The sequence below is a fragment of the Actinomadura sp. GTD37 genome (assembly GCF_041951365.1).
Taxonomy (GTDB): domain Bacteria; phylum Actinomycetota; class Actinomycetes; order Streptosporangiales; family Streptosporangiaceae; genus Spirillospora.
The window spans coordinates 320327-338879 of sequence record NZ_JBGNUS010000002.1; the positions used below are offsets into that span (position 1 = coordinate 320327).

Annotated in this window: 19 protein-coding genes and 2 tRNA genes; 10 read left to right on the plus strand and 11 right to left on the minus strand. The window is 74.6% G+C overall.

Annotated features, from left to right (window positions below):
* Positions 1–38: 38 nt before the first annotated feature.
* Entirely contained in the window at positions 39–914 is an 876-nt protein-coding gene (locus ACA511_RS15605; protein ID WP_375025026.1) for a LysR substrate-binding domain-containing protein, read from the minus strand.
* A gap of 74 nt (positions 915–988) precedes the next feature.
* Here ACA511_RS15605 and kdgD point away from each other — a divergent pair, with 74 nt between their 5' ends.
* Together kdgD and ACA511_RS15615 are read left to right on the plus strand one after the other, a co-directional pair.
* Entirely contained in the window at positions 989–1903 is a 915-nt protein-coding gene (gene kdgD, locus ACA511_RS15610; RefSeq protein WP_375025027.1) for a 5-dehydro-4-deoxyglucarate dehydratase, read from the plus strand.
* 1 nt (position 1904) lies between these two features.
* On the plus strand, positions 1905–3059 hold the full coding sequence (locus ACA511_RS15615) for a mandelate racemase/muconate lactonizing enzyme family protein (protein WP_375025029.1): 1155 nt from the start codon (positions 1905–1907) through the stop codon (positions 3057–3059).
* Positions 3060–3149: 90 nt separating this feature from the next.
* Here ACA511_RS15615 and ACA511_RS15620 read toward each other — a convergent pair.
* The 4 genes from ACA511_RS15620 to ACA511_RS15635 all read right to left on the minus strand — a co-directional run bounded on the left by ACA511_RS15620 (position 3150) and on the right by ACA511_RS15635 (position 4423).
* Positions 3150–3221, minus strand: a tRNA-Gly gene (locus ACA511_RS15620).
* Positions 3222–3253: 32 nt separating this feature from the next.
* A tRNA-Ala gene (locus tag ACA511_RS15625) sits at positions 3254–3326 on the minus strand.
* 126 nt (positions 3327–3452) lie between these two features.
* A complete protein-coding gene (locus ACA511_RS15630) occupies positions 3453–3581 on the minus strand; it encodes an LPFR motif small protein (protein ID WP_375025030.1) in 129 nt (42 codons plus the stop codon).
* Positions 3582–3634: 53 nt separating this feature from the next.
* Positions 3635–4423 carry a putative protein N(5)-glutamine methyltransferase gene (locus tag ACA511_RS15635; RefSeq protein ID WP_375025031.1) on the minus strand — a complete coding sequence of 263 codons (789 nt, stop codon included), beginning with the start codon at positions 4421–4423 and terminating at the stop codon, positions 3635–3637.
* A gap of 86 nt (positions 4424–4509) precedes the next feature.
* Here ACA511_RS15635 and ACA511_RS15640 point away from each other — a divergent pair, with 86 nt between their 5' ends.
* The 3 genes from ACA511_RS15640 to ACA511_RS15650 are packed head-to-tail and all read left to right on the plus strand — an operon-like array spanning position 4510 to position 7049.
* The gene (locus ACA511_RS15640; protein ID WP_375025595.1) at positions 4510–5352 is read left to right on the plus strand and encodes a pentapeptide repeat-containing protein; all 843 of its coding nucleotides are present in this window, start codon (positions 4510–4512) and stop codon (positions 5350–5352) included.
* A gap of 48 nt (positions 5353–5400) precedes the next feature.
* On the plus strand, positions 5401–5967 hold the full coding sequence (locus ACA511_RS15645) for a hypothetical protein (RefSeq protein WP_375025032.1): 567 nt from the start codon (positions 5401–5403) through the stop codon (positions 5965–5967).
* Entirely contained in the window at positions 5964–7049 is a 1086-nt protein-coding gene (locus ACA511_RS15650) for a PrsW family intramembrane metalloprotease (protein ID WP_375025033.1), read from the plus strand. Before ACA511_RS15645 ends, ACA511_RS15650 begins: the two co-directional genes overlap by 4 nt.
* On the opposite strand, the gene ACA511_RS15655 is transcribed toward ACA511_RS15650, so the two are convergent.
* Complete coding sequence (locus tag ACA511_RS15655) at positions 7018–8397, minus strand: MFS transporter (RefSeq protein ID WP_375025034.1); 1380 nt, start codon at positions 8395–8397, stop codon at positions 7018–7020. The genes ACA511_RS15650 and ACA511_RS15655 overlap by 32 nt on opposite strands.
* 97 nt (positions 8398–8494) lie before the next feature.
* Between ACA511_RS15655 and ACA511_RS15660 the strand changes: the two genes are divergently transcribed.
* On the plus strand, positions 8495–9373 hold the full coding sequence (locus tag ACA511_RS15660) for a LysR family transcriptional regulator (RefSeq protein WP_375025035.1): 879 nt from the start codon (positions 8495–8497) through the stop codon (positions 9371–9373).
* Positions 9374–9488: 115 nt separating this feature from the next.
* Positions 9489–11126, plus strand: coding sequence for a cytochrome bc complex cytochrome b subunit (locus tag ACA511_RS15665; RefSeq protein WP_375025036.1), 1638 nt, complete (start codon positions 9489–9491; stop codon positions 11124–11126).
* 8 nt (positions 11127–11134) lie between these two features.
* Here ACA511_RS15665 and ctaD read toward each other — a convergent pair whose 3' ends face one another.
* The 3 genes from ctaD to ACA511_RS15680 form a co-directional block, all read right to left on the minus strand.
* The gene (gene ctaD / locus ACA511_RS15670) at positions 11135–12820 is read right to left on the minus strand and encodes a cytochrome c oxidase subunit I (RefSeq protein WP_375025037.1); all 1686 of its coding nucleotides are present in this window, start codon (positions 12818–12820) and stop codon (positions 11135–11137) included.
* A gap of 103 nt (positions 12821–12923) precedes the next feature.
* Entirely contained in the window at positions 12924–13247 is a 324-nt protein-coding gene (locus tag ACA511_RS15675; protein WP_375025038.1) for a DUF2795 domain-containing protein, read from the minus strand.
* 126 nt (positions 13248–13373) lie between these two features.
* Positions 13374–14393 carry a Ppx/GppA phosphatase family protein gene (locus tag ACA511_RS15680; protein WP_375025039.1) on the minus strand — a complete coding sequence of 340 codons (1020 nt, stop codon included), beginning with the start codon at positions 14391–14393 and terminating at the stop codon, positions 13374–13376.
* Positions 14394–14520: 127 nt separating this feature from the next.
* Here ACA511_RS15680 and ACA511_RS15685 point away from each other — a divergent pair, with 127 nt between their 5' ends.
* The 3 genes from ACA511_RS15685 to ACA511_RS15695 all read left to right on the plus strand — a co-directional run bounded on the left by ACA511_RS15685 (position 14521) and on the right by ACA511_RS15695 (position 16897).
* Positions 14521–15147 carry a hypothetical protein gene (locus tag ACA511_RS15685; RefSeq protein WP_375025040.1) on the plus strand — a complete coding sequence of 209 codons (627 nt, stop codon included), beginning with the start codon at positions 14521–14523 and terminating at the stop codon, positions 15145–15147.
* Between the two features lie 76 nt (positions 15148–15223).
* Entirely contained in the window at positions 15224–16411 is a 1188-nt protein-coding gene (locus ACA511_RS15690; RefSeq protein WP_375025041.1) for a zinc-dependent alcohol dehydrogenase, read from the plus strand.
* 99 nt (positions 16412–16510) lie between these two features.
* On the plus strand, positions 16511–16897 hold the full coding sequence (locus ACA511_RS15695) for a nuclear transport factor 2 family protein (protein WP_375025042.1): 387 nt from the start codon (positions 16511–16513) through the stop codon (positions 16895–16897).
* 7 nt (positions 16898–16904) lie between these two features.
* Here ACA511_RS15695 and ACA511_RS15700 read toward each other — a convergent pair whose 3' ends face one another.
* Together ACA511_RS15700 and ACA511_RS15705 are read right to left on the minus strand one after the other, a co-directional pair.
* Entirely contained in the window at positions 16905–17330 is a 426-nt protein-coding gene (locus ACA511_RS15700) for a hypothetical protein (RefSeq protein WP_375025044.1), read from the minus strand.
* 9 nt (positions 17331–17339) lie between these two features.
* A complete protein-coding gene (locus ACA511_RS15705; protein WP_375025045.1) occupies positions 17340–18548 on the minus strand; it encodes a PucR family transcriptional regulator in 1209 nt (402 codons plus the stop codon).
* Positions 18549–18553: the final 5 nt, after the last annotated feature.

The following is an 18553-nucleotide window of genomic DNA, read 5'->3' on the forward strand; positions in this document are numbered from 1 at the left end:
ACAAATTAATTGACGTCCCGCGGTCCGGTCAAGGCGCGTCAGAGGTGCCGGAGCAGCTTGCCGAGCGCGGGGTTGTCGTTGCTCCGCCGCCAGGCCAGGCTCAGCTCGACGGGGTCCGGGCCGGCGACGTCGACCGGACGGAACGTCAGCCCCGCGTAGCGGAGCCGGGACGCGGCCGCCGGCACCAGCGCGACGCCCCAGCCGCAGCCGACCAGCGCGAGGATGCTGTGCACCTGGCTGAGGTACTGCGCGTACACGGGTGAGACGCCGGCCTGCCGGAACAGGCTGATCACCAGTTCGTGGAAGTAGCGCGCCTCGACGGGCGAGTACATGATGAACGGCAGGCCGTGGAAGTCGGCCGGCCGGACCGGCCCGTCCCCCTCGGCCAGCGGGTGGCCGTCCGGGATCGCGGCGAGCAGCGCCTCCCGGTCGGCGGGGCGCTCCGCCAGGTCCGGGTCGGTGACCGGCGGCCTGACCAGCCCGAGGTCGAGGCTCCCCTCGGCGAGGGCGCGCATCTGGTCGCGGGTCACCATCTCCCGCAGCACGATCCCGACGTCCGGCAGCGCCGCCCGCGCGACCTCCAGCAGCCGGCCGAGCGTGGCGTAGGCGCTCGCCGCGGTGAAGCCGACCGCGATGCTCCCGGCCTCCCCCGCCGACACCTGCCGGACGGACGTCGCGGCGTGGTCGGCCTGCTGGAGCAGCCGGCGCGCCTCGACGAGGAACGCCCGCCCGGCCGGGGTGAGGCGGACCGACCGGTTCGTCCGGTCGAACAGCCGCACCTTCAGCTCGTTCTCCAGCAGCTGGATCTGCCGGCTGAGCGGCGGCTGCGTCATCCGGAGCCGCTCGGCGGCGCGGCCGAAGTGCAGTTCCTCGGCGACGGCCACGAAGTTCGTGAGCTGGGTGAGCGTGAACATCGATTCCCTGCGGGTATCAGTGGATGCCTTTTTCGTGTTGGACCTGGATCAATCGGCCATCCTAGCCTCGGGGCATGCAGCAGACTGCGCCCGAAGAGCTCGCCGCGCGGCTCGGGTCCGGGCTCCTCTCGTTCCCCGTCACCCACTTCCGCGACGACCTGTCCTTCGACGAGCCCGCCTACCGGGAGAACATCGCACGGCTCGGCGGATACGAGGTCGCCGGCCTCTTCGCGGCGGGCGGCACGGGCGAGTTCTTCTCGCTCACCCCCGAGGAGGCCGGCCGGGTGGTGCGGGCGGCCGTCGCCGAGGCGCCGGACGGCCTCCCGGTCGTCGCGCCCGCCGGGTACGGGACGGCGGCGGCCGCGCGGATGGCCCGCGACGCCGAGGAGGCCGGCGCCGACGGGGTGCTGCTGTTCCCGCCCTACCTGACCGAGTCCTCGCAGGACGGCCTCGCCGCGCACGTCCGGGCGGTCTGCGCGGCGACCCGGCTCGGCGTGACGGTCTACAGCCGGGCGAACGCCGTCTACCGGGACGCGACGGTCGCCGCGCTGGCCGAGAGCTGCCCCAACCTCGTCGGGTTCAAGGACGGCGTCGGCGACCTGGAGCTGATGACGCGGATCAGGTCCCGGCTGGGCGACCGGCTCGTCTACATCGGCGGGCTGCCCACGGCCGAGACGTTCGCGCTCCCCTACCTGGAGATGGGCGTCACGACCTACTCGTCGGCCGTCTTCAACTTCGTCCCGGAGTTCGCGCTCGCGTTCTTCGCGGCCGTCCGCGCCCGCGACCGGGACGGGGTGGCGCGGCGGCTCGCGGAGTTCGTCCTGCCGTACTGCGACATCCGCAACCGCCGCAAGGGCTACGCGGTGAGCATCGTCAAGGCGGGCATGCGGGTCACCGGGCGGCCCGCCGGCCCGGTCCGGCCGCCGCTGACGGACCTCACCGCCGACGAGACCGCCGAGCTGGCCGGACTCGTGGAACGGGCGCGCTGACATGGCGGCCGCGCCCGCCGGAGAGGCGGCCCCCGACCGGATCGCCTGGATCGAGCTGTCGTCGGTCACGCTGCCGCTCGCCGTCCCGGTCAGCGACGCCAAGGTGCTGACCGGCCGGCAGCGGCCGATGACCGAGGTCGTGTTCCTGTTCGCCGAGATCGGCAGCGCGGACGGCCACGAGGGCATCGGGTTCGGCTACGCCAAGCGCGCCGGCGGGCCCGGCCAGTTCGCCCACGCCGCCGAGATCGCGCCCGTCCTCATCGGCGAGGACCCGAGCGACATCGGGAGGATCTGGACCAAGCTGGCGTGGGCGGGCGCCTCCGCCGGTCGCAGCGGGCTCGCGACGCAGGCGATCGCCGCGATCGACATCGCGCTGTGGGACCTGAAGGCCAGGCGGGCGGGGCTGCCGCTCGCCAAGCTCCTCGGCGCGCACCGCGACTCCGTCCGCTGCTACGACACCTCGGGCGGCTTCCTGAACGCGCCGCTGGAGGAGGTGCTGGAGAACGCGGAGGCGTCCGCCGCCGCCGGGATCGGCGGCGTCAAGATCAAGGTCGGGCATCCCGACCACGCCGCGGACCTGCGCCGCGTCACCGCCGTCCGGGAGCGGCTCGGCGACGCGTTCCCGCTGATGGTGGACGCGAACCAGCAGTGGGACCGGCCCGCCGCGCTGCGCATGGGCCGCGCGCTGGAGGCGTTCGGCCTGACCTGGATCGAGGAGCCCCTGGACGCCTACGACGCCGCGGGCCACGCCGCGCTCGCCGCCGCGCTCGACACGCCCGTCGCGACCGGCGAAATGCTAACCAGCGTCGCCGAGCACTGCGAACTCATCGACGGGCGCGCCGCCGACATCGTCCAGCCGGACGCCCCGCGCATCGGCGGCATCACCAATTTCCTCAAGGTCGCGGCACTCGCCGACCATCACCACCTGCGACTCGCGCCGCATTTCGCGATGGAGATCCACCTGCATCTGGCCGCGGCCTATCCGAGCGAGCCGTGGGTGGAGCATTTCGATTGGCTCGACCCGCTGTTCGAAGAACGGCCGACGATCGAGGACGGCCGGATGCTCGTCCCCGCCCGCCCCGGCCTCGGCATCACGCTCACCGACCGGGCCCGCGCCTGGACGACGGCCCGCACCCGCATCGACGCGCGCTCCTGACAGGTGCCCCCGGGCGGGCGGTGGCGTCCGCCCGCCGCGGGGCACGTGCAGAACCGGCCGGGGGTCTTTACTCCCGCCGGTCCAGTCCAGAGCCGCAACCGAGAATCGAACTCGGTTCTCCTGATTGGAAGCCAGGCGCCTCACCGTTTAGGCCTCTGCGGCAGCACGGCGGAACGGAAGGGGACTCCGCCGAGTGGATCGGGCCGGACTCGAACCGGCAACCTCCCGCTTGCAGGGCGGGCGCTCTTCCCATTGAGCTACAGACCCTTGACGTGCATGAATTCGTTTCTCATAGGGTGCGGGACGCCGTCCGGGAGCGCAAAGCATTTTTTACGCCCGAACGCCCCGGGCCAGCCGAAGTGAATGGCCCGGGGCGTTCGCGTTCGCCGCCGTTTACCGGCGGGCGCGGGTCGTGCGGCCGCGCGAGGGGGTCAGCAGCCGCTGCAGAACCCGGAACGGGAGTGTCACGATGGTGACGATCGTGCCGATGACGGCGCTGAGCGCTGCACTGATGCGGCGCATCTGATTTCACTCCTTCAGGTCGTCCTAAGCGACCCGTACCCCGCTGCCGGGTTTTACACAGGTTTTGCCCCGACGATGACGGTGGCGTAGAACTCCTCGGACGCCGCGACGGCGGCGGCCAGCCCGCCCCGCTCGACGGCGGCGACCGCGTCCCGGACCTGCCGCTCACTCGTCTCGAACAGCAGGTGGCCGCCCGGGACGAGCCACCGCGACGCCTCGGCGGTGACGCGGCGCAGGACGTCCAGGCCGTCCGGGCCGCCGTCGAGCGCCGCCCGGGGCTCGTGGTCGCGCGCCTCCGCGGGCATCAGCGCGACGTCGCCCGACGGCACGTACGGGACGTTGGCGAGCAGCACGTCGACGCGCCCGCGCAGCGCGTCCGGCAGCGGCGCGAACAGGTCGCCCTCGTAGGCGTGGCCGCCGTACGGCGCGATGTTGCGGCGGGCGCAGCGCACCGCGGCGGGCTCGACGTCGGCGGCGTGCAGAGCGTACTCGTTCGGCTCGCCCAACTCGCTCAGCCCGGCGACGAGCGCGGCGCCCAGCGCGCCGGAGCCGCAGCACAGGTCGACGACGACGGGACGCGGCGGGGCGAGTTCGGCGGCCCGCCGGACGAGGAACTCGGTGCGGCGGCGGGGCACGAACACCCCGGGCTCGACGGCGATCCGCAGGCCGCAGAACTCCGCCCAGCCGAGGACGTGTTCGAGCGGCAGCCCGGCGGCGCGCCGGTCCACCATGCCGGACGCGTCGTCCGGCGTGCGGGCGGTGGCGAGGATCAGCCGGGCCTCGTCCTCGGCGAACACGCAGCCGGCGGCGCGCAGCCTGGAGACGATGGCGGACTCGGTCATGGGTGTCGGCATGGGCGTTTCCGGACTGTATCCCACCGCGTCCGTCCGGAGCACGGGCGGCGTGGCGCGACAATGGACCGTTGTCCATGGACGGGGGGCGGATGCCGGAGAGGGCCGAGCTGAGGGCCGACTGCGCGAACTGCTCCGGCCTGTGCTGCGTCGCGCTGCCCTTCACCAGGTCGGCCGACTTCGCGATGGACAAGGACGCGGGCGAGCCGTGCCGCAACCTCCTGGCCGACTCCCGCTGCGGCATCCACGCCGACCTGCGGCGGCGCGGCTTCCAGGGCTGCACGGTCTTCGACTGCTTCGGCGCCGGTCAGAAGGTGACGCGGGAGACCTTCGCCGGCCGCGACTGGCGCGACGGCCCGGACGTCGCGCACGGGATGTTCCAGGCGTTCTCCGTCATGCGGCGGCTCCACGAACTGCTCTGGTACCTGGAGGAGGCGGTCGAGCTGCCTGCCGCCGGGCCGGTGCGCGGCGAGCTGCGGCGGGCCGCCGACGACGTCGGCCGCCTGACCCGGGGCGGCCCCGGCGAACTCGCGGAGGTGGACGTCCGGGCAGTCCGCGAGAAGGTGGACGTGCTGCTCCTGCGCGCCGGCGAGCTGGCCAGGGCCGGCGTCCCGGGCCGCCGGGAGGACCGGCGGGGCGCCGACCTCATCGGGGCGAAGCTGAAGGGCGCCGACCTGCGCGGCGCCTGCCTGCGCGGCGCGTACCTGATCGCGGCCGACCTGCGCGGCGCCGACCTCCGCTCGGCCGATCTGATCGGGGCGGACCTGCGGGACGCCGACCTGCGCGGCGCCGACCTCACCGGCTGCCTCTTCCTCACCCGCGCGCAGGCGAACTCGGCCCGCGGCGACGCCGCCACGCGGTTGCCCGCGGCGGTCGAACGGCCCGCTCACTGGCGGCCCGCGCGCCCCGAGCCTGTTTAGGGCGGTTGTCAAGGGGCATTTCCGCAGCGCACGTCATCGGGGGGTCACGTGGCGCGGGTGAGATGGTGGGGCACGGGGCTCGTGGCCCTCGTGCTGTTCGTCCTCGGCGCCGGGCTCCCCCTGATCGACACGGCCCTCGGCAGCGGCGCGAAGCCCCTCATGGCGGGGACGGTCCTGTCGGTGGGGACGCGGCGCGACGGCGTCCGGCCGGTGGCGTTCGCGGTCCCGTCCCGGGGCTGGTCCCTCGACCGGGCGCGCACGTCGCTGGCCAGCAACATCGAACTGTCCAACGCCGAGGTCGGCTTCTCGGTGAGCATCGTCGTGCCGCTGGCGCCGGTGGACGCCCGCGACCTGTGGGACGGCCTCGGCCGGATCGTCGCCGTCGGCGGGCGTTCGCGGCTGCACGCGCAGCCCGTCCCGATCACGACCGCGCACGGGCTGACCGGGCTGACCGGGCGGCTCGCCGGGCGGGAGCGCGCCGGCGTGGCCACCGTGTTCGCGACGCGGACGCTCGGCGCGACCGTGACCGCGTCGGGCCCGCCGGGCGCCTACCGGAGGCTGGCCGCGGAGGTCGAGGCCATGGTGCGGACCATCACGATCTCGGCGCCGTCATGACGCGGCGGCCGGCGTTCTGGCTGTGGGCGGCCGCGTGCCTGCTGGGCGTCTGGATCGCCTTCCGCGGGATCGGCGCGGGGGTCGCGGCGTTCCCGGCCGGCGCGATCATCGGGTTCGCGCTGCTGACGCCGACGCTGCTCGTGGGCGTCTGGGTGCTGCGGCGGCTGCACCCGGTCCGGCCGCGTCCGCTCGGCTACGCGCTGATCGCGGTCGCGTGGGGCGGGCTCGCCGCGTTCGGCCTGGCGCTGCCCGCGAACTCGGCGTTCCAGGCGATCCTCGGCAAGACGGCGGGCCCGGCGTTCAGCTCGGTGTGGGGCGCGTCGATCGCCGCGCCGGTCGACGAGGAGATCCTGAAGCTGCTCGGCGTCGCGCTCCTGGCGCTGATGGCGCCGACCGCGGTCCGCGGCCCGCTGGACGGCTGGGGCTACGGCGCGCTCGCGGGGCTGGGCTTCCAGTTCGCGGAGAACTTCCTGTACGTCCTGAACACGATCGTGCTGACGGGCGCCACGCAGGACGCCAACGCGGCGTTCTTCTCCTTCGGCAGCCGAGTGGTCGGCGGGGCCTGGTGGAGCCACTGGGCGATGACGGCGGTCGGCGGCGCGGGGCTCGGCTGCCTGCTCGGCCGGGCGTCCCGGACGAGCCTGGCCGTGGCGGCCGGGGCGCTCCTGCTGGCGATGGCGCTGCACTCGTGGTGGGACGCGCCGGTCCTGTCCGGGGTGCTGATGCTGCCGGTGAAGGGCGCGCCGATCCTGCTCGCGGCGGTCCTCGCCTACCGGCTCGCGCGGCGCCGCTACCTGTCGCACTTCCGCCGGACGGTGCACGCGGAGACCGCGAAGGGCGTCCTCGTGCCGGGCGAGGGGCACGTGCTCGCGTTCCGCAAGTGGCGCAAGAAGGAGCGGTGGGACGTGCCGGCCGGGGAGCCGCGCCGGCTGCTCGCGCGGCTCCGCGCCGACCAGCTCGAACTGATCGAGGACGGCCTCGGCGGCCTGGAGCCGGACCCGCTGGCCGCCGACCGCCTGCGCGCCGACATCCAGATCGTCCGGCACCGCCTCAACTCCGCCGGGGATACGCGCGTGGCCTGACCCGCAGGACGGCGGCGCAGACCGCGGCGCAGACCCCCGCCGCGATGAACAGGGCGACGGCCGGGTCCCCGCCGGAACCGGCGGACGCGAACGCGCCCATGACGGCGACGCCGAGCGTGGCGCCGAACTGCCGGGCGGCGTTGAGCAGGCCGCCCGCCGCGCCGGCCGTCCCGTGCGGAGCCGCGGTCACCACCAGGGTCGCGAGCGCGGGCAGCGCGAACGAGACGCCGAAGCCGGTGCAGAGCAGTCCCGCGACCAGCGGCGGATAGCCGGCGCCGTACAGCAGGACCAGGCCGGTCAGCACTCCCCCGGCGGTCAGCAGGGCCAGCCCGGCGAGGACGGGGCGGCGCGGCCCGCCGCGCGCGACGATCCGGCCGGTGAGCAGCGGGTTGACCGCGCACGGCAGCGTCATCGGCAGGAACGCGAGCCCGGTCCGCAGCGGCGTCAGCCCGAGGCTCCCCTGGAACACCAGCGGCAGCACGAACAGCACGCCCGTCAGCACGAAGTTCACGGCCGCACCGGCCAGCAGCGCGGAGCCCATCCCCGGCGCCCGCAGGACGGCCGGCGTCAGGACCGGCGCCGCGCTGCGCCGCTCCCGCAGTGCGAACAGCGCGCCGGCCGCGCCCGCACCGGCCGCCGAGCAGGACGCGTGGACGCCCGCCCCGGAGCCGACCGCGATGAGCGCGTCGGTCAGCAGGCCGAGCGCCGCGCACGCGAGGAGCTGCGCCGGCCAGTCGATGAGGCGGGAGCCGGACGGGCACCGCATCCGGCGCCCGCCCACGAGGACGAGGACGGCGGCGGCGAGCGGCACGTTGATCAGGAAGATGGCGCGCCAGCCGGCGAGGCCGACCAGCGCGCCGCCCGCGACCGGCCCGGCCGCGAGCGCCGTGCCGCTCGTCGCCGCCCAGGCCGCGACGGCGCGGGCGCGTTCGGCGGGCGCCGGGTAGAGCCGGGCGATCAGCGCCATGGAGGCGGGCACGCAGGCCGCGGCGGCGGCGCCGAGCACCGCGCGGAGCGCGACGAGCGTCCACAGGTCCGGCGCGGCGGCGCTGAGCAGCGACCCGGCGCCGAAGACGGCGATGCCGGCGCGGAACACGCGGTGCGCGCCGTACCGGTCGGCGACCGCGCCCGCCGACAGCAGCAGCGCGCCGAACACGACCGTGTACCCGGTGACGGCCCACTGGAGCTGGGCGACGGTCCCGTGCAGGGAGCGGGCCAGGTCGGGTTCGGCCACCGACAGGACGGTCGTGTCGAGCAGGACCATGAAGTAGCCGAGGGAGATGCCCAGCAGGGCGGGACGCCGCCTCGCGGCGGTTCCCACCGGCGTTGGGGAGAGGACTGCGCTCATGGCCGTCCAGTCTGCGAACCCGGGACGGCGGGCTCCACCGGCGGCGCCGCACGGGCCGTTCGGAATATCCGAACGGCGCGCGCGGGTTGCCACCCGCATGGAACTGCGCCAGCTGCGGACGTTCGAGGCCGTCGTCGCCCACCGGACCGTCACCGACGCCGCCGGCGCGCTCGGCCTCGCGCCGTCGTCGGTGTCGGAGCAGATCCGGTCGCTGGAGGCGTCGCTGGGCGTGGCGCTGTTCGACCGCGGCCCGAAGGGGATGCGGCTCACCCCGGCGGGCGAGCGGATGCGGGAGTGGGCCGGCCGGCTGCTGCGGCAGGCCGAGCAGGCCCGCCGCGACGTGGCCGGGGAGCGGCCGGTGCTCCGGCTGGGCGCGCTGGAGTCGATCGCCGCGACGCACGTCCCCGGCGTCCTCGCCCGGCTCGCCGCGCGCCGGCCGGGGCTGCGGGTGGACGTCCGGACGGACGCGGCCCGCGACCAGCTCCTCGGCGCCGTCGCCGCGGGGGATCTGGAGGCCGCGCTGCTGCTGGACTCCGGCGGCGGCGTGGGCGGGCTCGGCTTCGCGGCGCCCGCCGCGCCGCTGGACTTCCTCGACCTGGAGCCCGTGCCGCTCGCGCTGATCGCCGCGCCGGACCACCCGCTCGCCGGGGCGCCCCGCGTCACCGCCGCCGACCTGGGCGGCGAGCGGCTGCTGGTGAACGTCCCGGCCTGCTCGTTCTGGCTGGCGGGCGAGCGGCTGCTCGGCGACACGGTGGAGCGCGTCCGGGCGGGGAGCGTGACGGTGATGAGCTCCTGGGCGCAGCGGGGGCTCGGCGTCGCGCTCGTCCCCGCGTTCGCCGTCCGGGACCGGCTCGACTCCGGGGCCCTCGCCCGGCTCCCGCTCGACGTCCCGGACCTCAGCCTGCGGCTGGTCTGGCGCGCCGACCGCGAGGCGCTGCCCGGCCTGCGCGAGGTGCTCTACGCGGCCGCGTCCTGAGTGCCGGAGACCGCCGCCGCGCGGGCGCCGCAGGTGCCCGCGCGGCGGCGTTTGCGGTGATCGGGCCCGGGTACCCGCCCAGCGGAGAGCGGTGCTCGGCCTGGGGAGAAGCGCGATGGCGGGACGGAAGGGACGGTCGGGGCCGCAGCGGCTGGGGAGCCTCGTCGAAGGGGTGAACGACCGGCTCGGCGCCACGTCGTTCCTGGACCGGAACATCAAGAAGGCGTTCCCCAAGCACTGGTCGTTCCTGCTCGGCGAGATCGCGCTCTACTCGTTCGTCATCCTGGTCGTCACGGGCGTCTTCCTCACGCTGTTCTTCAAGCCGAGCGGCACGACGCTCGTCTACGACGGCTCGTACGCGCCGCTGAAGGGCGTGCGGATGAGCGAGGCGTACTCCTCCACCCTCGACATCACCTTCGACGTCCGGGGCGGGCTGCTGATGCGGCAGATCCACCACTGGGCGGCGAACGTCTTCCTCGCGGCGATCGTCGTCCACCTGATGCGGATCTTCTTCACCGGGGCGTTCCGCAAGCCGCGCGAGATCAACTGGGTGATCGGCGTGACGATGTTCGTGCTGGCGCTCGCCGAGGGGTTCGCCGGCTACTCGCTCCCGGACGACCTGCTGTCCGGCACGGGCCTGCGGATCGCCCAGGGCATCATGCTGTCGATCCCGGTCGTCGGGACGTACGTGAGCATGTGGGCCTTCGGCGGCGAGTTCCCGGCGAGCGAGGACTTCATCCCGCGGCTGTTCACCGTGCACATCCTGCTCGTCCCCGGGATCCTGATCGCGCTCGTCACCGCGCACCTGATGATCCTGTGGCACCAGACCCACACCACCTGGCCGGGCAAGGGCCGGCGGGAGATGTCGGTGAACGGCGAGAAGACGTTCCCGCACTTCGCCACGCAGAGCGCCGCGTACTTCCTGTTCACGTTCGGCGTCCTGGCCCTGATGGCGACGTTGTTCCAGATCAACCCGGTCTGGCTCTACGGGCCGTTCGCGCCGGACCAGATCTCGTCCGGTTCGCAGCCCGACTGGTACGTCGGCTTCCTCGAGGGCTCGCTGCGCATCATGGGGCCGCTGTCGACGACCGTCGGCGGGCACACGGTCTCGTGGAACGTGCTGCTGCCCGCCGTCGTCCTGCCCGGCGTCTTCTTCACGCTCATCGGGCTGTACCCGTTCGCGGAGCGCTGGGCCACGGGGGACGAGCGCGTCCACCACCTGCTGGACCGGCCGCGCAACGCCCCGACCAGGACCGCCATCGGCGCCGCGGCCGTCGTCTGGTACATCGACCTGCTGGCGGCGGGCGGCAACGACATCCTCTCCGACACCTTCAAGATCCCGCTCTTCTGGACGACCTGGCTGTTCCGCGTCGGGTTCTTCGTCGGGCCGGTCGCGGCGTTCGTCATCGCCCGGCGCGTCTGCCTGAGCCTGCAGCGCCGCGACCTCCGGATCCGCGAGGAGGGCGTGGAGAGCGGCCTGATCTCGCTGAGCCCGGCCGGAGGCTTCGCGGAGCGGCACGAGCAGCCGTCCGAGGACAGGGAGGCCGTCCTGCGGACCCGGCGGCCGGACGAGCTGGTCGCCCCCTACCCGGACCACCTCATCCCGCTGCCGACCCCGGACCGCGCCCGCACGCAGGTGCGGACCCGCGCCAACCGCTTCTACCTGGACTACCAGTCCGAGTCGTACGGCGGCGGCCAGGGCGACCTGAAGCGGGGCCCGGCCGAGAACGGCGGGGACGGCGGGGACGGCTGACGGGGGGCTCAGGACTCCCTGGGCGGCGGCAGCGCCGGCTCGGCCTCCTGCGGCGGCTCCAGCGGCGGGTGGTGCAGGTCGAACGCGGGACGCACGGAACGGATCCGGGGCATGGACGTGAAGTTGTGCCGGGGCGGCGGGCAGGACGTCGCCCACTCCAGCGAGCCGCCGGCGCCCCACGGGTCGTCCACCTCGACCTTCTCACCGCGCCGCCAGGTCCGCAGGACGTTCCACAGGAACGCGAACGTCGAGGCGCCGAGGATGAACGCGCCGATGGACGAGATGAAGTTCAGCGTGGCGAACTGGTCGGGGTAGTCGGCGTAGCGGCGCGGCATGCCCTCGGCGCCGAGCCAGTGCTGGACGAGGAACGTCAGGTGGAACCCGACGAACAGCGACCAGAAGTGGACCTTGCCCCAGCCCTCGTGGAGCATCCGGCCCGTCATCTTCGGCCACCAGAAGTAGAAGCCGCCGAACGTGGCGAAGATGATGGTGCCGAAGAGGACGTAGTGCAGGTGGCCGACGACGAAGAACGAGTCGGTGAGGTGGAAGTCGAGGGCGGGCGAGGCGAGGATCACCCCGGTCAGCCCGCCGAACAGGAACGTGACGAGGAACCCGAGCGCGAACAGCATCGGGGTCTCGAACGTCAGCTGCCCCTTCCACAGCGTGCCGACCCAGTTGAAGAACTTGATGCCCGTCGGGACGGCGATCATGAACGAGGTGATGGAGAAGAACGGCAGCAGGACGCCGCCGGTGGCGAACATGTGGTGCGCCCAGACCGTCATCGACAGCCCGGTGATCGAGATGGTGGCCGCCACCATGCCGAGGTAGCCGAACAGCGGCTTGCGGGCGAACACCGGGATGATCTCGGTGACGATGCCGAAGAACGGCAGCGCGACGATGTAGACCTCGGGATGGCCGAAGAACCAGAACAGGTGCTGCCAGATCAGCGCGCCGTGGTGCGAGGCGTCGTAGATGTGCGCGCCGAGCTTGCGGTCGGCCTCCAGCGCGAACAGCGCGGCGGTCAGCACGGGGAACGCGAGGAGCACCATCAGGCTGGTCAGCAGCGCGTTCCAGGTGAAGATCGGCATCCGGAACATCACCATGCCGGGGGCGCGCATCGCGATGATCGTGGTGGTGATGTTCACCGCGGTCAGGATCGTCCCGAAGCCGGAGAGGATCAGCCCCATGATCCACATGTCGGGTCCGAGGCCCGGCGAGAACGTCTGCGACGTCAGCGGGGCGTAGGCGAACCACCCGTAGGCGGCGGCGCCGCCCGGCATCAGGAACGCCCCGAGCACCATGAGCCCGCCGAACAGGAACAGGTAGTAGGTGAGCGCGTTCATCCGGGGGAACGCCACGTCCGGGGCGCCGATCTGGAGCGGGACGATCACGTTGGCGAACCCGAGGAACGTGGGGGTCGCGAACAGCAGCATCATGATCGTGCCGTGCATGGTGAACAGCTCGTTGTAGGCGTGGTTGCCCATCACCTGCTTGCCCGGCTCCATGAGCTCGGCCCGCATGAGCATGGCCATGATCCCGGCCGCGAGGAAGAACATGAACGACGTCGAGAGGTACAGGTAGCCGACCATCTTGTGGTCGGTGGTGGCCAGGACGTGGCCGACCCTGGTGCCCTTGCGGTGCCGCGCGAGCGCGTCGGCGACGCTGGTGTCGTCCCTGCCCTGCACGGCCGTCATCTACGGCCCTCCCTCCCGCGTCCGGCCCCAACGGGGCACTTGCCGCGCCGGCGTCGTTCAAACGCGGTGGGAACCGGCGCCCGCCCTCGTCCGGGGCCGGGCGTCACACTTCGTCGTCGCGGTCGAGTTCGTCCTCGACCGGCGAGCGCTCGGTGTGCCGCATGCGCTCGCCGAGACCGGGCTTCTCGTGGTGCCGGCGCTGGTGGTCGCGCTCGGACGGGGTGCGCCCGGGGTCCGGGTCGAGCGGGACGGACCGCACCACCTCGGCCACGCTGTCGTAGGTGCCGAGCGGCAGCGCCAGCAGCGCCCGCTCCGCCTCCCCCTCCGGCCGCCTCTCGTGCGCGTGCTCGACGATCCGCTCCTTGCTCGCCGGGAACGCCAGGTCCCCGAGCAGCTTCTCGATCTCCCGCGTGTCGGCGAGTCCCATGACGTGCTCCCCCCAGAGCTCGCTGCGCCCGTGGCCCGGCGCCGTCCTGCCGCGGAACTGCCCGCCGCGCCGCCCGGCAAACCGGGCCGCGGCGCGGGCGGACGACGGCGCGCAGATCACCGTGTGTCAGGTGACGGCGCGCAGCCACGCGCCCCGCAGGGTCTTGGGACGCTGCTCGGGGAACAGCTCGGGCGGGCGCCCCTCCGCCAGCTCGCTCAGCCGGTGCAGGAAGATGCCCTCGCGGAGCGCCCACGGGCAGATGTCGAGGCGGTCGAGCCCGAGGACGTCCATCACGCCTTCGGCCACGATCGCGCCCGCGAGGATCTGGTGGGCGCGCGACGCCTTGACCCCGCGCAGCCCGGCCCGCTCCTCGTCCGGCAGCTTCGCCAGCTTCGGGATCCAGCCGTGCAGGTCGCTCCGGCGGAGGCGCCGTTCCCGGTAGGGGCCGGCCTTCGCCTTGGGCGCGCCGCACAGCCGGGCGAGCTGGGCGAAGGTCTTGGACGTCGCCACGGCCCGGACCGGCGCCGGCCGCCCCGCGATCCCGGTGGACGCCTCCCCGAGCACCGACCGGACGTGCGCGCGCATCGCCCTGCGGGTCCGCTTCGGGACGGGCGGGCGCGGCGGCAGGTGGTGCCGGGTGAGGCGGCCCGCGCCGAGCGGCAGCGACAGCGCGATCTCCGCGTCCCGCCCGGCGCCGTAGGCGAGTTCCGTGGAGCCGCCGCCGATGTCGGCGAGCAGCATCGGCCCGGCCGACCACCCGTACCAGCCGCGGGCGGCGAGGAACGTCAGCCGCGCCTCCCGCTCGCCGGTGAGGAACCCCAGTTCCACTCCGGTGGCGGCGCGGACCTCCGCGGCGACGTCGTCGCGGTTGGCGGCGTCGCGCAGCGCGGACGTCGCGTAGGGGACCAGTTCGGCGACGTCGAGGGCCGCGGCGGCGGCCACCGACTCCCGCACCGCGGCGATCAGCCGCCCGACGGCGGGCCGCCCGATGACGCCGTGCCGGTCGGTGGCCTCGGCCAGCCGGACGGCGCTCTTCACCGAGCGGACGGGCACGGGCGGGAAGCCGGGGTCGAGGTCGGCGACCCGCAGGTGCGCCGAGTTGGAGCCGATGTCGAGCACGCCGAGGCGCAGGGGGGCGTCGTTCATGGGCCTGCTCTACCCTCCGTTCGCGTTCTCAGTCCGGACCGGCGAGCGGGACGCCCCGGCATCGCGGTAGAAGGCGGGAACTTCGGGAAGGCCGCTGGAGGACCGCACTTCCGAAGGAGCTCCCCCGGTGTCGCACGACATGGACGCGCGGAACGGCGACCCGCGCGGCGTGGACGGGCCGGACTCCGGCGAGCGGGCCGGGATCGCGGCCGCCCGCGACGAGGCCGCCCGCGCCATCGACCGGCTCGACGCGGCGCGCCGGCGGACCCCCGCCGACCAGGTGCAGGAGCGGCGCCTCGCCGAGGCGGCGCGCGCCCTGTCCGACGCCGCCCGCGAGCTGACCCGGCTCGTCCGCGACTACGGCCGGGGGCCCGCGGCGCGCTCCCCCGGCCCCCGCTCCGCGGCACCGCGAACCGCACCAACGCGAACAGCACCGCGGCCCGCCGACGGCGGGCCGCTCGTGACGCTCGACCTCGCGCACCGCGTCGCCCCCGGCTGGCGGCTGTGCCAGTTCACCCTCGCCGACCTGGACGCGCACCGCTGGCATCTGCGGCACGAGGGCCACGCCGCCGGGACCGTGACGCACGCCCTCGGCCTGCGCGGGCGCCGCACCGGCTGGGAGGCGTACGACGCGCGCGGGTACCGGCTCCGCCCGGGGCCCGGTCCGGACGCGTACCGGCTCGCCGCGCCCCACCTCTGGGCCACGCGGACCGCCGCCGTCCGCGCGGTGGCGCACGCCCACCGCTGCCCGTGACGAACGTTTCGCCCGGCGCGTCGGGGTAGGGCCGCCTGGGAACAGGCCGTCCGTCCCGCGTCCGAGGAGGAGCACGATGAAGGCTGTCACCTGGCACGGCAAGCGCGACGTCCGCGTCGACACCGTGCCCGACCCGAAGATCAAGGAACCGGACGACGCGATCATCAGGGTGACCTCGTCCGGCATCTGCGGGTCGGACCTGCACCTGTACGAGGTGCTCGGGCCGTTCCTCGGCGAGGGCGATATCCTCGGCCACGAGCCGATGGGCGTCGTCGAGGAGACCGGCCCGGACGTCGCGCACGTCAAGCCCGGCGACCGCGTGGTCATCCCGTTCAACATCTCGTGCGGACACTGCCACATGTGCGACCTGCAGCTGTACGCGCAGTGCGAGACGACGCAGGTCCGCGAGCACGGCTCGGGGGCGGCGCTGTTCGGCTACACGAAGCTGTACGGGCAGGTGCCCGGCGCGCAGGCCGAGTACCTGCGGGTGCCGCAGGCGCACTTCGGGCCGATCAAGGTGCCGGAGGGCCCGCCGGACGAGCGGTTCGTCTACCTGTCGGACGTGCTGCCGACCGCGCGGCAGGCCGTGGACTGGGCGGACGTCCCCGAGGGCGGGACGGTCACCGTACTCGGCCTCGGCCCGATCGGGCAGATGTGCGCGCGGATCGCCCGCCACCTCGGCCACCGGGTGATCGGGGTGGACCTCGTGCCCGAGCGGCTGGAGATGGCGCGGCGGCACGGCGTCGAGGTGATCGACTCCGACGACGCCGACGACGTCCCGGACGCGGTCCGCCAGCTCACCGGCGGCCGCGGCACCGACTCGGTGATCGAGGCGGTCGGCATGGAGGCGCACGGCTCGCCGGGCGCCAAGCTGGCGCAGACCCTCACCGGGCTGATGCCGGGCAACTCGGCCGCGCCGGTCATGCAGCGCGTCGGGGTGGACCGCCTCGCCGCGCTGAACACGGCGATCGAGACCGTCCGCCGGGGCGGGACGATCTCCGTCATCGGCGTGTACGGCGGTATGACGGACCCGCTGCCGATGCTCAAGATGTTCGACAAGGGCATCGCGCTCCGGATGGGCCAGGCGCACGTCAAGAAGTGGATCGACGAGCTGATGCCGCTGGTCGCCGACGACTCCGACCCGCTCGGGGTGATGGACCTCGCCACGCACCGCTGGCCGCTGGAGAAGGCGCCGCGGGCCTACGAGATGTTCCAGAAGAAGGAGGACGGCGCGATCAAGGTGCTGCTGCAGCCCGGCGTGTGACGACGCCCGCCCGGTGATCGCCGCCGGGCCCCGCTCCTCTAGGCTTTCGCCACGTCCCCACGGGGCGTGGCGATGACCCGAGCCTGGAGGTGGGCCCCGATGCACCCGTTCCGCGCGGCCATTGAGAAGGGCGACATCGACGCCCTCCCGGCGCTCCTGGCCGACGACGTCACGTTCCTCAGCCCGGTCGCGTTCGCGCCGTACGAGGGACGGGCCGCGGTCACCGCGATCCTGCGCGCGGTCACCCGGGTGTTCACCGGCTTCCGCTACGTCCGCGAGATCAGCGACGGCCGCGACCACGCGCTCGTCTTCAAGGCCCGGGTCGGCGACCGCGAGGTGCACGGCTGCGACTTCCTGCACCACGACGAGACCGGGCTCATCGACGAGTTCTGCGTGATGGTCCGGCCGCTGTCGGGCGCCCGCGCGCTGGCCGACGCGATGGCGGTGGAGTTCGAGAACGTCCGGCGGGAGATGGGACTGGCCTGAGCGCCCGTCACCGGGCGAGACCGAGCGCGAGGTGGCTCGCGAAGGCCAGCGGCGGGTAGAGGACGGCCGCCGGGCGCGGCCACCGCGTCCGGCCCCGCGCGAAGCTCCGCGCGGCGAGGGCGGGGACGGCGAGCGGGGCGGCCGCGACGGCCGTCCACCAGCCCGGCCGCGCGGCGGCGACGAGCAACCCCGCCGACAGCACCGCCGCGGCCAGGGCGAGGGACGCCCGGGTCCGGGCGAAGAGGGTGCCGCCGTGCCACGCCTCCCGGCTGAACCGGGCGTCGGACAGGACCGTCCGGACGTCGGCGTGCCGGGTGACGAGCAGCGCCTCGCGGCCCGCCGCCACGACCGGCACGAGCGGCCGCTCGCGGAGGCGCCGCAGGTGGCCCGCGTCCGGCGGGACGTCCGGGCGGTGCGGCAGGGGGAAGTCCATCGGTCTCCTTCAGGCGCTCAGCGGCGGGGGCAGCGAGGTCTCCTCGGCGCGGCGGCCGTCGCGTTCCGGTCCGGTCAGCCGCGCCGAGGTGAGGGCGGCGCGGAACAGCTGGATGCCGCGCGCGGAGCTGGGGTCGACGCCGGACAGGTCCCGGATGCGGTCCAGCCGGTAGTGCAGCGTGCGGCGGTGGATCCACAGCTCCCGGGCGGCGCGCTCGCGGTCGAGGTTGCAGGCGAGCAGCACCTCCAGCGTCCGGCGCAGGTCGGTGCCGGCGTCCAGCGGCTTCAGCACGGCGGCGAGCCGGCCGCGGATCGCGGGCTGCTCCAGGATCGCCAGCTCGACCAGCAGCTCGTCCGCCCGGTAGGGGCGGTCCTCGGCGTCCGGGACGGCCTTGACGACGGTCAGCACGCGGGACGCCTCCTCCAGCGCGTCGGGGATGTCGGCGAGGCCGCGGCTCAGCGCCTCGGCGGCGTGCACCGGGCCGCGCGTCCGGGCGACGAGGAAGGCGGTGAACTCGGCGGCCCGGCTCTCGGCGCGCGGCGGGTCGGCCGCCGGGAGCAGCGCGACGAGGCCGGACAGGTCGCCGGAGTACAGGACGCCGTCCCACCGGTCCAGGCGCTCGCTCGCCCGCTCCCAGCAGGAGGCCGCGGCGGGCGCCTCGCACAGCAGCACGAGGTAGGCGGGCGCCAGCCGGACCCCGGCCGCCTCGGCGATGACGCCCGCGGGCGCGCCGTCGATCAGGGTCTCGGCGAGCAGCCGGCGCAGCGGCCGCGACCTGCTCCCCTCGCGGGGCGCCTCCGCGTAGCCCTGGATGCACGCCTCCCGCGCGCCGATGGCGAGCCGCGCCGCGTGCGCGGTCAGCTCGGCCATCTCGGCGAAGCGGCCGGCGGGCGCGACCGTCCAGCAGGTGCGGGCGGCGGCGGCGAGCGCGAGGTCCCACACCTCCGACAGCACCGGCAGCGGGATCGCCTGCCGGGCCGCGAGGACGCCGAGGTCGCGGAAGCGCCCCAGGTCGTCCTCCGGCAGCGGCTCGCCGGTGAGGACGACCGCGATGAGGCGCGCGCACGTCTCCGCGCGCCCGCCGAACATCGGGCCGGCGGCGCGCCGGATCGGCAGGTAGGCGGGGTGGCCGTGCAGGGCCTCGCCGATCGCGGCGGCGACGTGCGGGCCGTGCGAGACGAGGACGTCGGAGAGTCCGCCGGGAGCGGGAGCGGTCATCGGCG

What these genes read in the sequence shown, in the direction of transcription:
- ACA511_RS15705 (WP_375025045.1), bottom strand. Translation starts at nt 18,548, where the DNA reads ATGACCGCTCCCGCTCCCGGCGGACTCTCCGACGTCCTCGTCTCGCAC.
- ACA511_RS15635 (WP_375025031.1), bottom strand. Translation starts at nt 4,423, where the DNA reads ATGACCGAGTCCGCCATCGTCTCCAGGCTGCGCGCCGCCGGCTGCGTG.
- ctaD (WP_375025037.1), bottom strand. Translation starts at nt 12,820, where the DNA reads ATGACGGCCGTGCAGGGCAGGGACGACACCAGCGTCGCCGACGCGCTC.
- ACA511_RS15630 (WP_375025030.1), bottom strand. Translation starts at nt 3,581, where the DNA reads ATGCGCCGCATCAGTGCAGCGCTCAGCGCCGTCATCGGCACGATCGTC.
- ACA511_RS15695 (WP_375025042.1), top strand. Translation starts at nt 16,511, where the DNA reads ATGCACCCGTTCCGCGCGGCCATTGAGAAGGGCGACATCGACGCCCTC.
- ACA511_RS15690 (WP_375025041.1), top strand. Translation starts at nt 15,224, where the DNA reads ATGAAGGCTGTCACCTGGCACGGCAAGCGCGACGTCCGCGTCGACACC.
- kdgD (WP_375025027.1), top strand. Translation starts at nt 989, where the DNA reads ATGCAGCAGACTGCGCCCGAAGAGCTCGCCGCGCGGCTCGGGTCCGGG.
- ACA511_RS15675 (WP_375025038.1), bottom strand. Translation starts at nt 13,247, where the DNA reads ATGGGACTCGCCGACACGCGGGAGATCGAGAAGCTGCTCGGGGACCTG.
- ACA511_RS15665 (WP_375025036.1), top strand. Translation starts at nt 9,489, where the DNA reads ATGGCGGGACGGAAGGGACGGTCGGGGCCGCAGCGGCTGGGGAGCCTC.
- ACA511_RS15615 (WP_375025029.1), top strand. Translation starts at nt 1,905, where the DNA reads ATGGCGGCCGCGCCCGCCGGAGAGGCGGCCCCCGACCGGATCGCCTGG.
- ACA511_RS15680 (WP_375025039.1), bottom strand. Translation starts at nt 14,393, where the DNA reads ATGAACGACGCCCCCCTGCGCCTCGGCGTGCTCGACATCGGCTCCAAC.
- ACA511_RS15650 (WP_375025033.1), top strand. Translation starts at nt 5,964, where the DNA reads ATGACGCGGCGGCCGGCGTTCTGGCTGTGGGCGGCCGCGTGCCTGCTG.
- ACA511_RS15660 (WP_375025035.1), top strand. Translation starts at nt 8,495, where the DNA reads ATGGAACTGCGCCAGCTGCGGACGTTCGAGGCCGTCGTCGCCCACCGG.
- ACA511_RS15700 (WP_375025044.1), bottom strand. Translation starts at nt 17,330, where the DNA reads ATGGACTTCCCCCTGCCGCACCGCCCGGACGTCCCGCCGGACGCGGGC.
- ACA511_RS15605 (WP_375025026.1), bottom strand. Translation starts at nt 914, where the DNA reads ATGTTCACGCTCACCCAGCTCACGAACTTCGTGGCCGTCGCCGAGGAA.
- ACA511_RS15655 (WP_375025034.1), bottom strand. Translation starts at nt 8,397, where the DNA reads ATGAGCGCAGTCCTCTCCCCAACGCCGGTGGGAACCGCCGCGAGGCGG.
- ACA511_RS15640 (WP_375025595.1), top strand. Translation starts at nt 4,510, where the DNA reads ATGGACGGGGGGCGGATGCCGGAGAGGGCCGAGCTGAGGGCCGACTGC.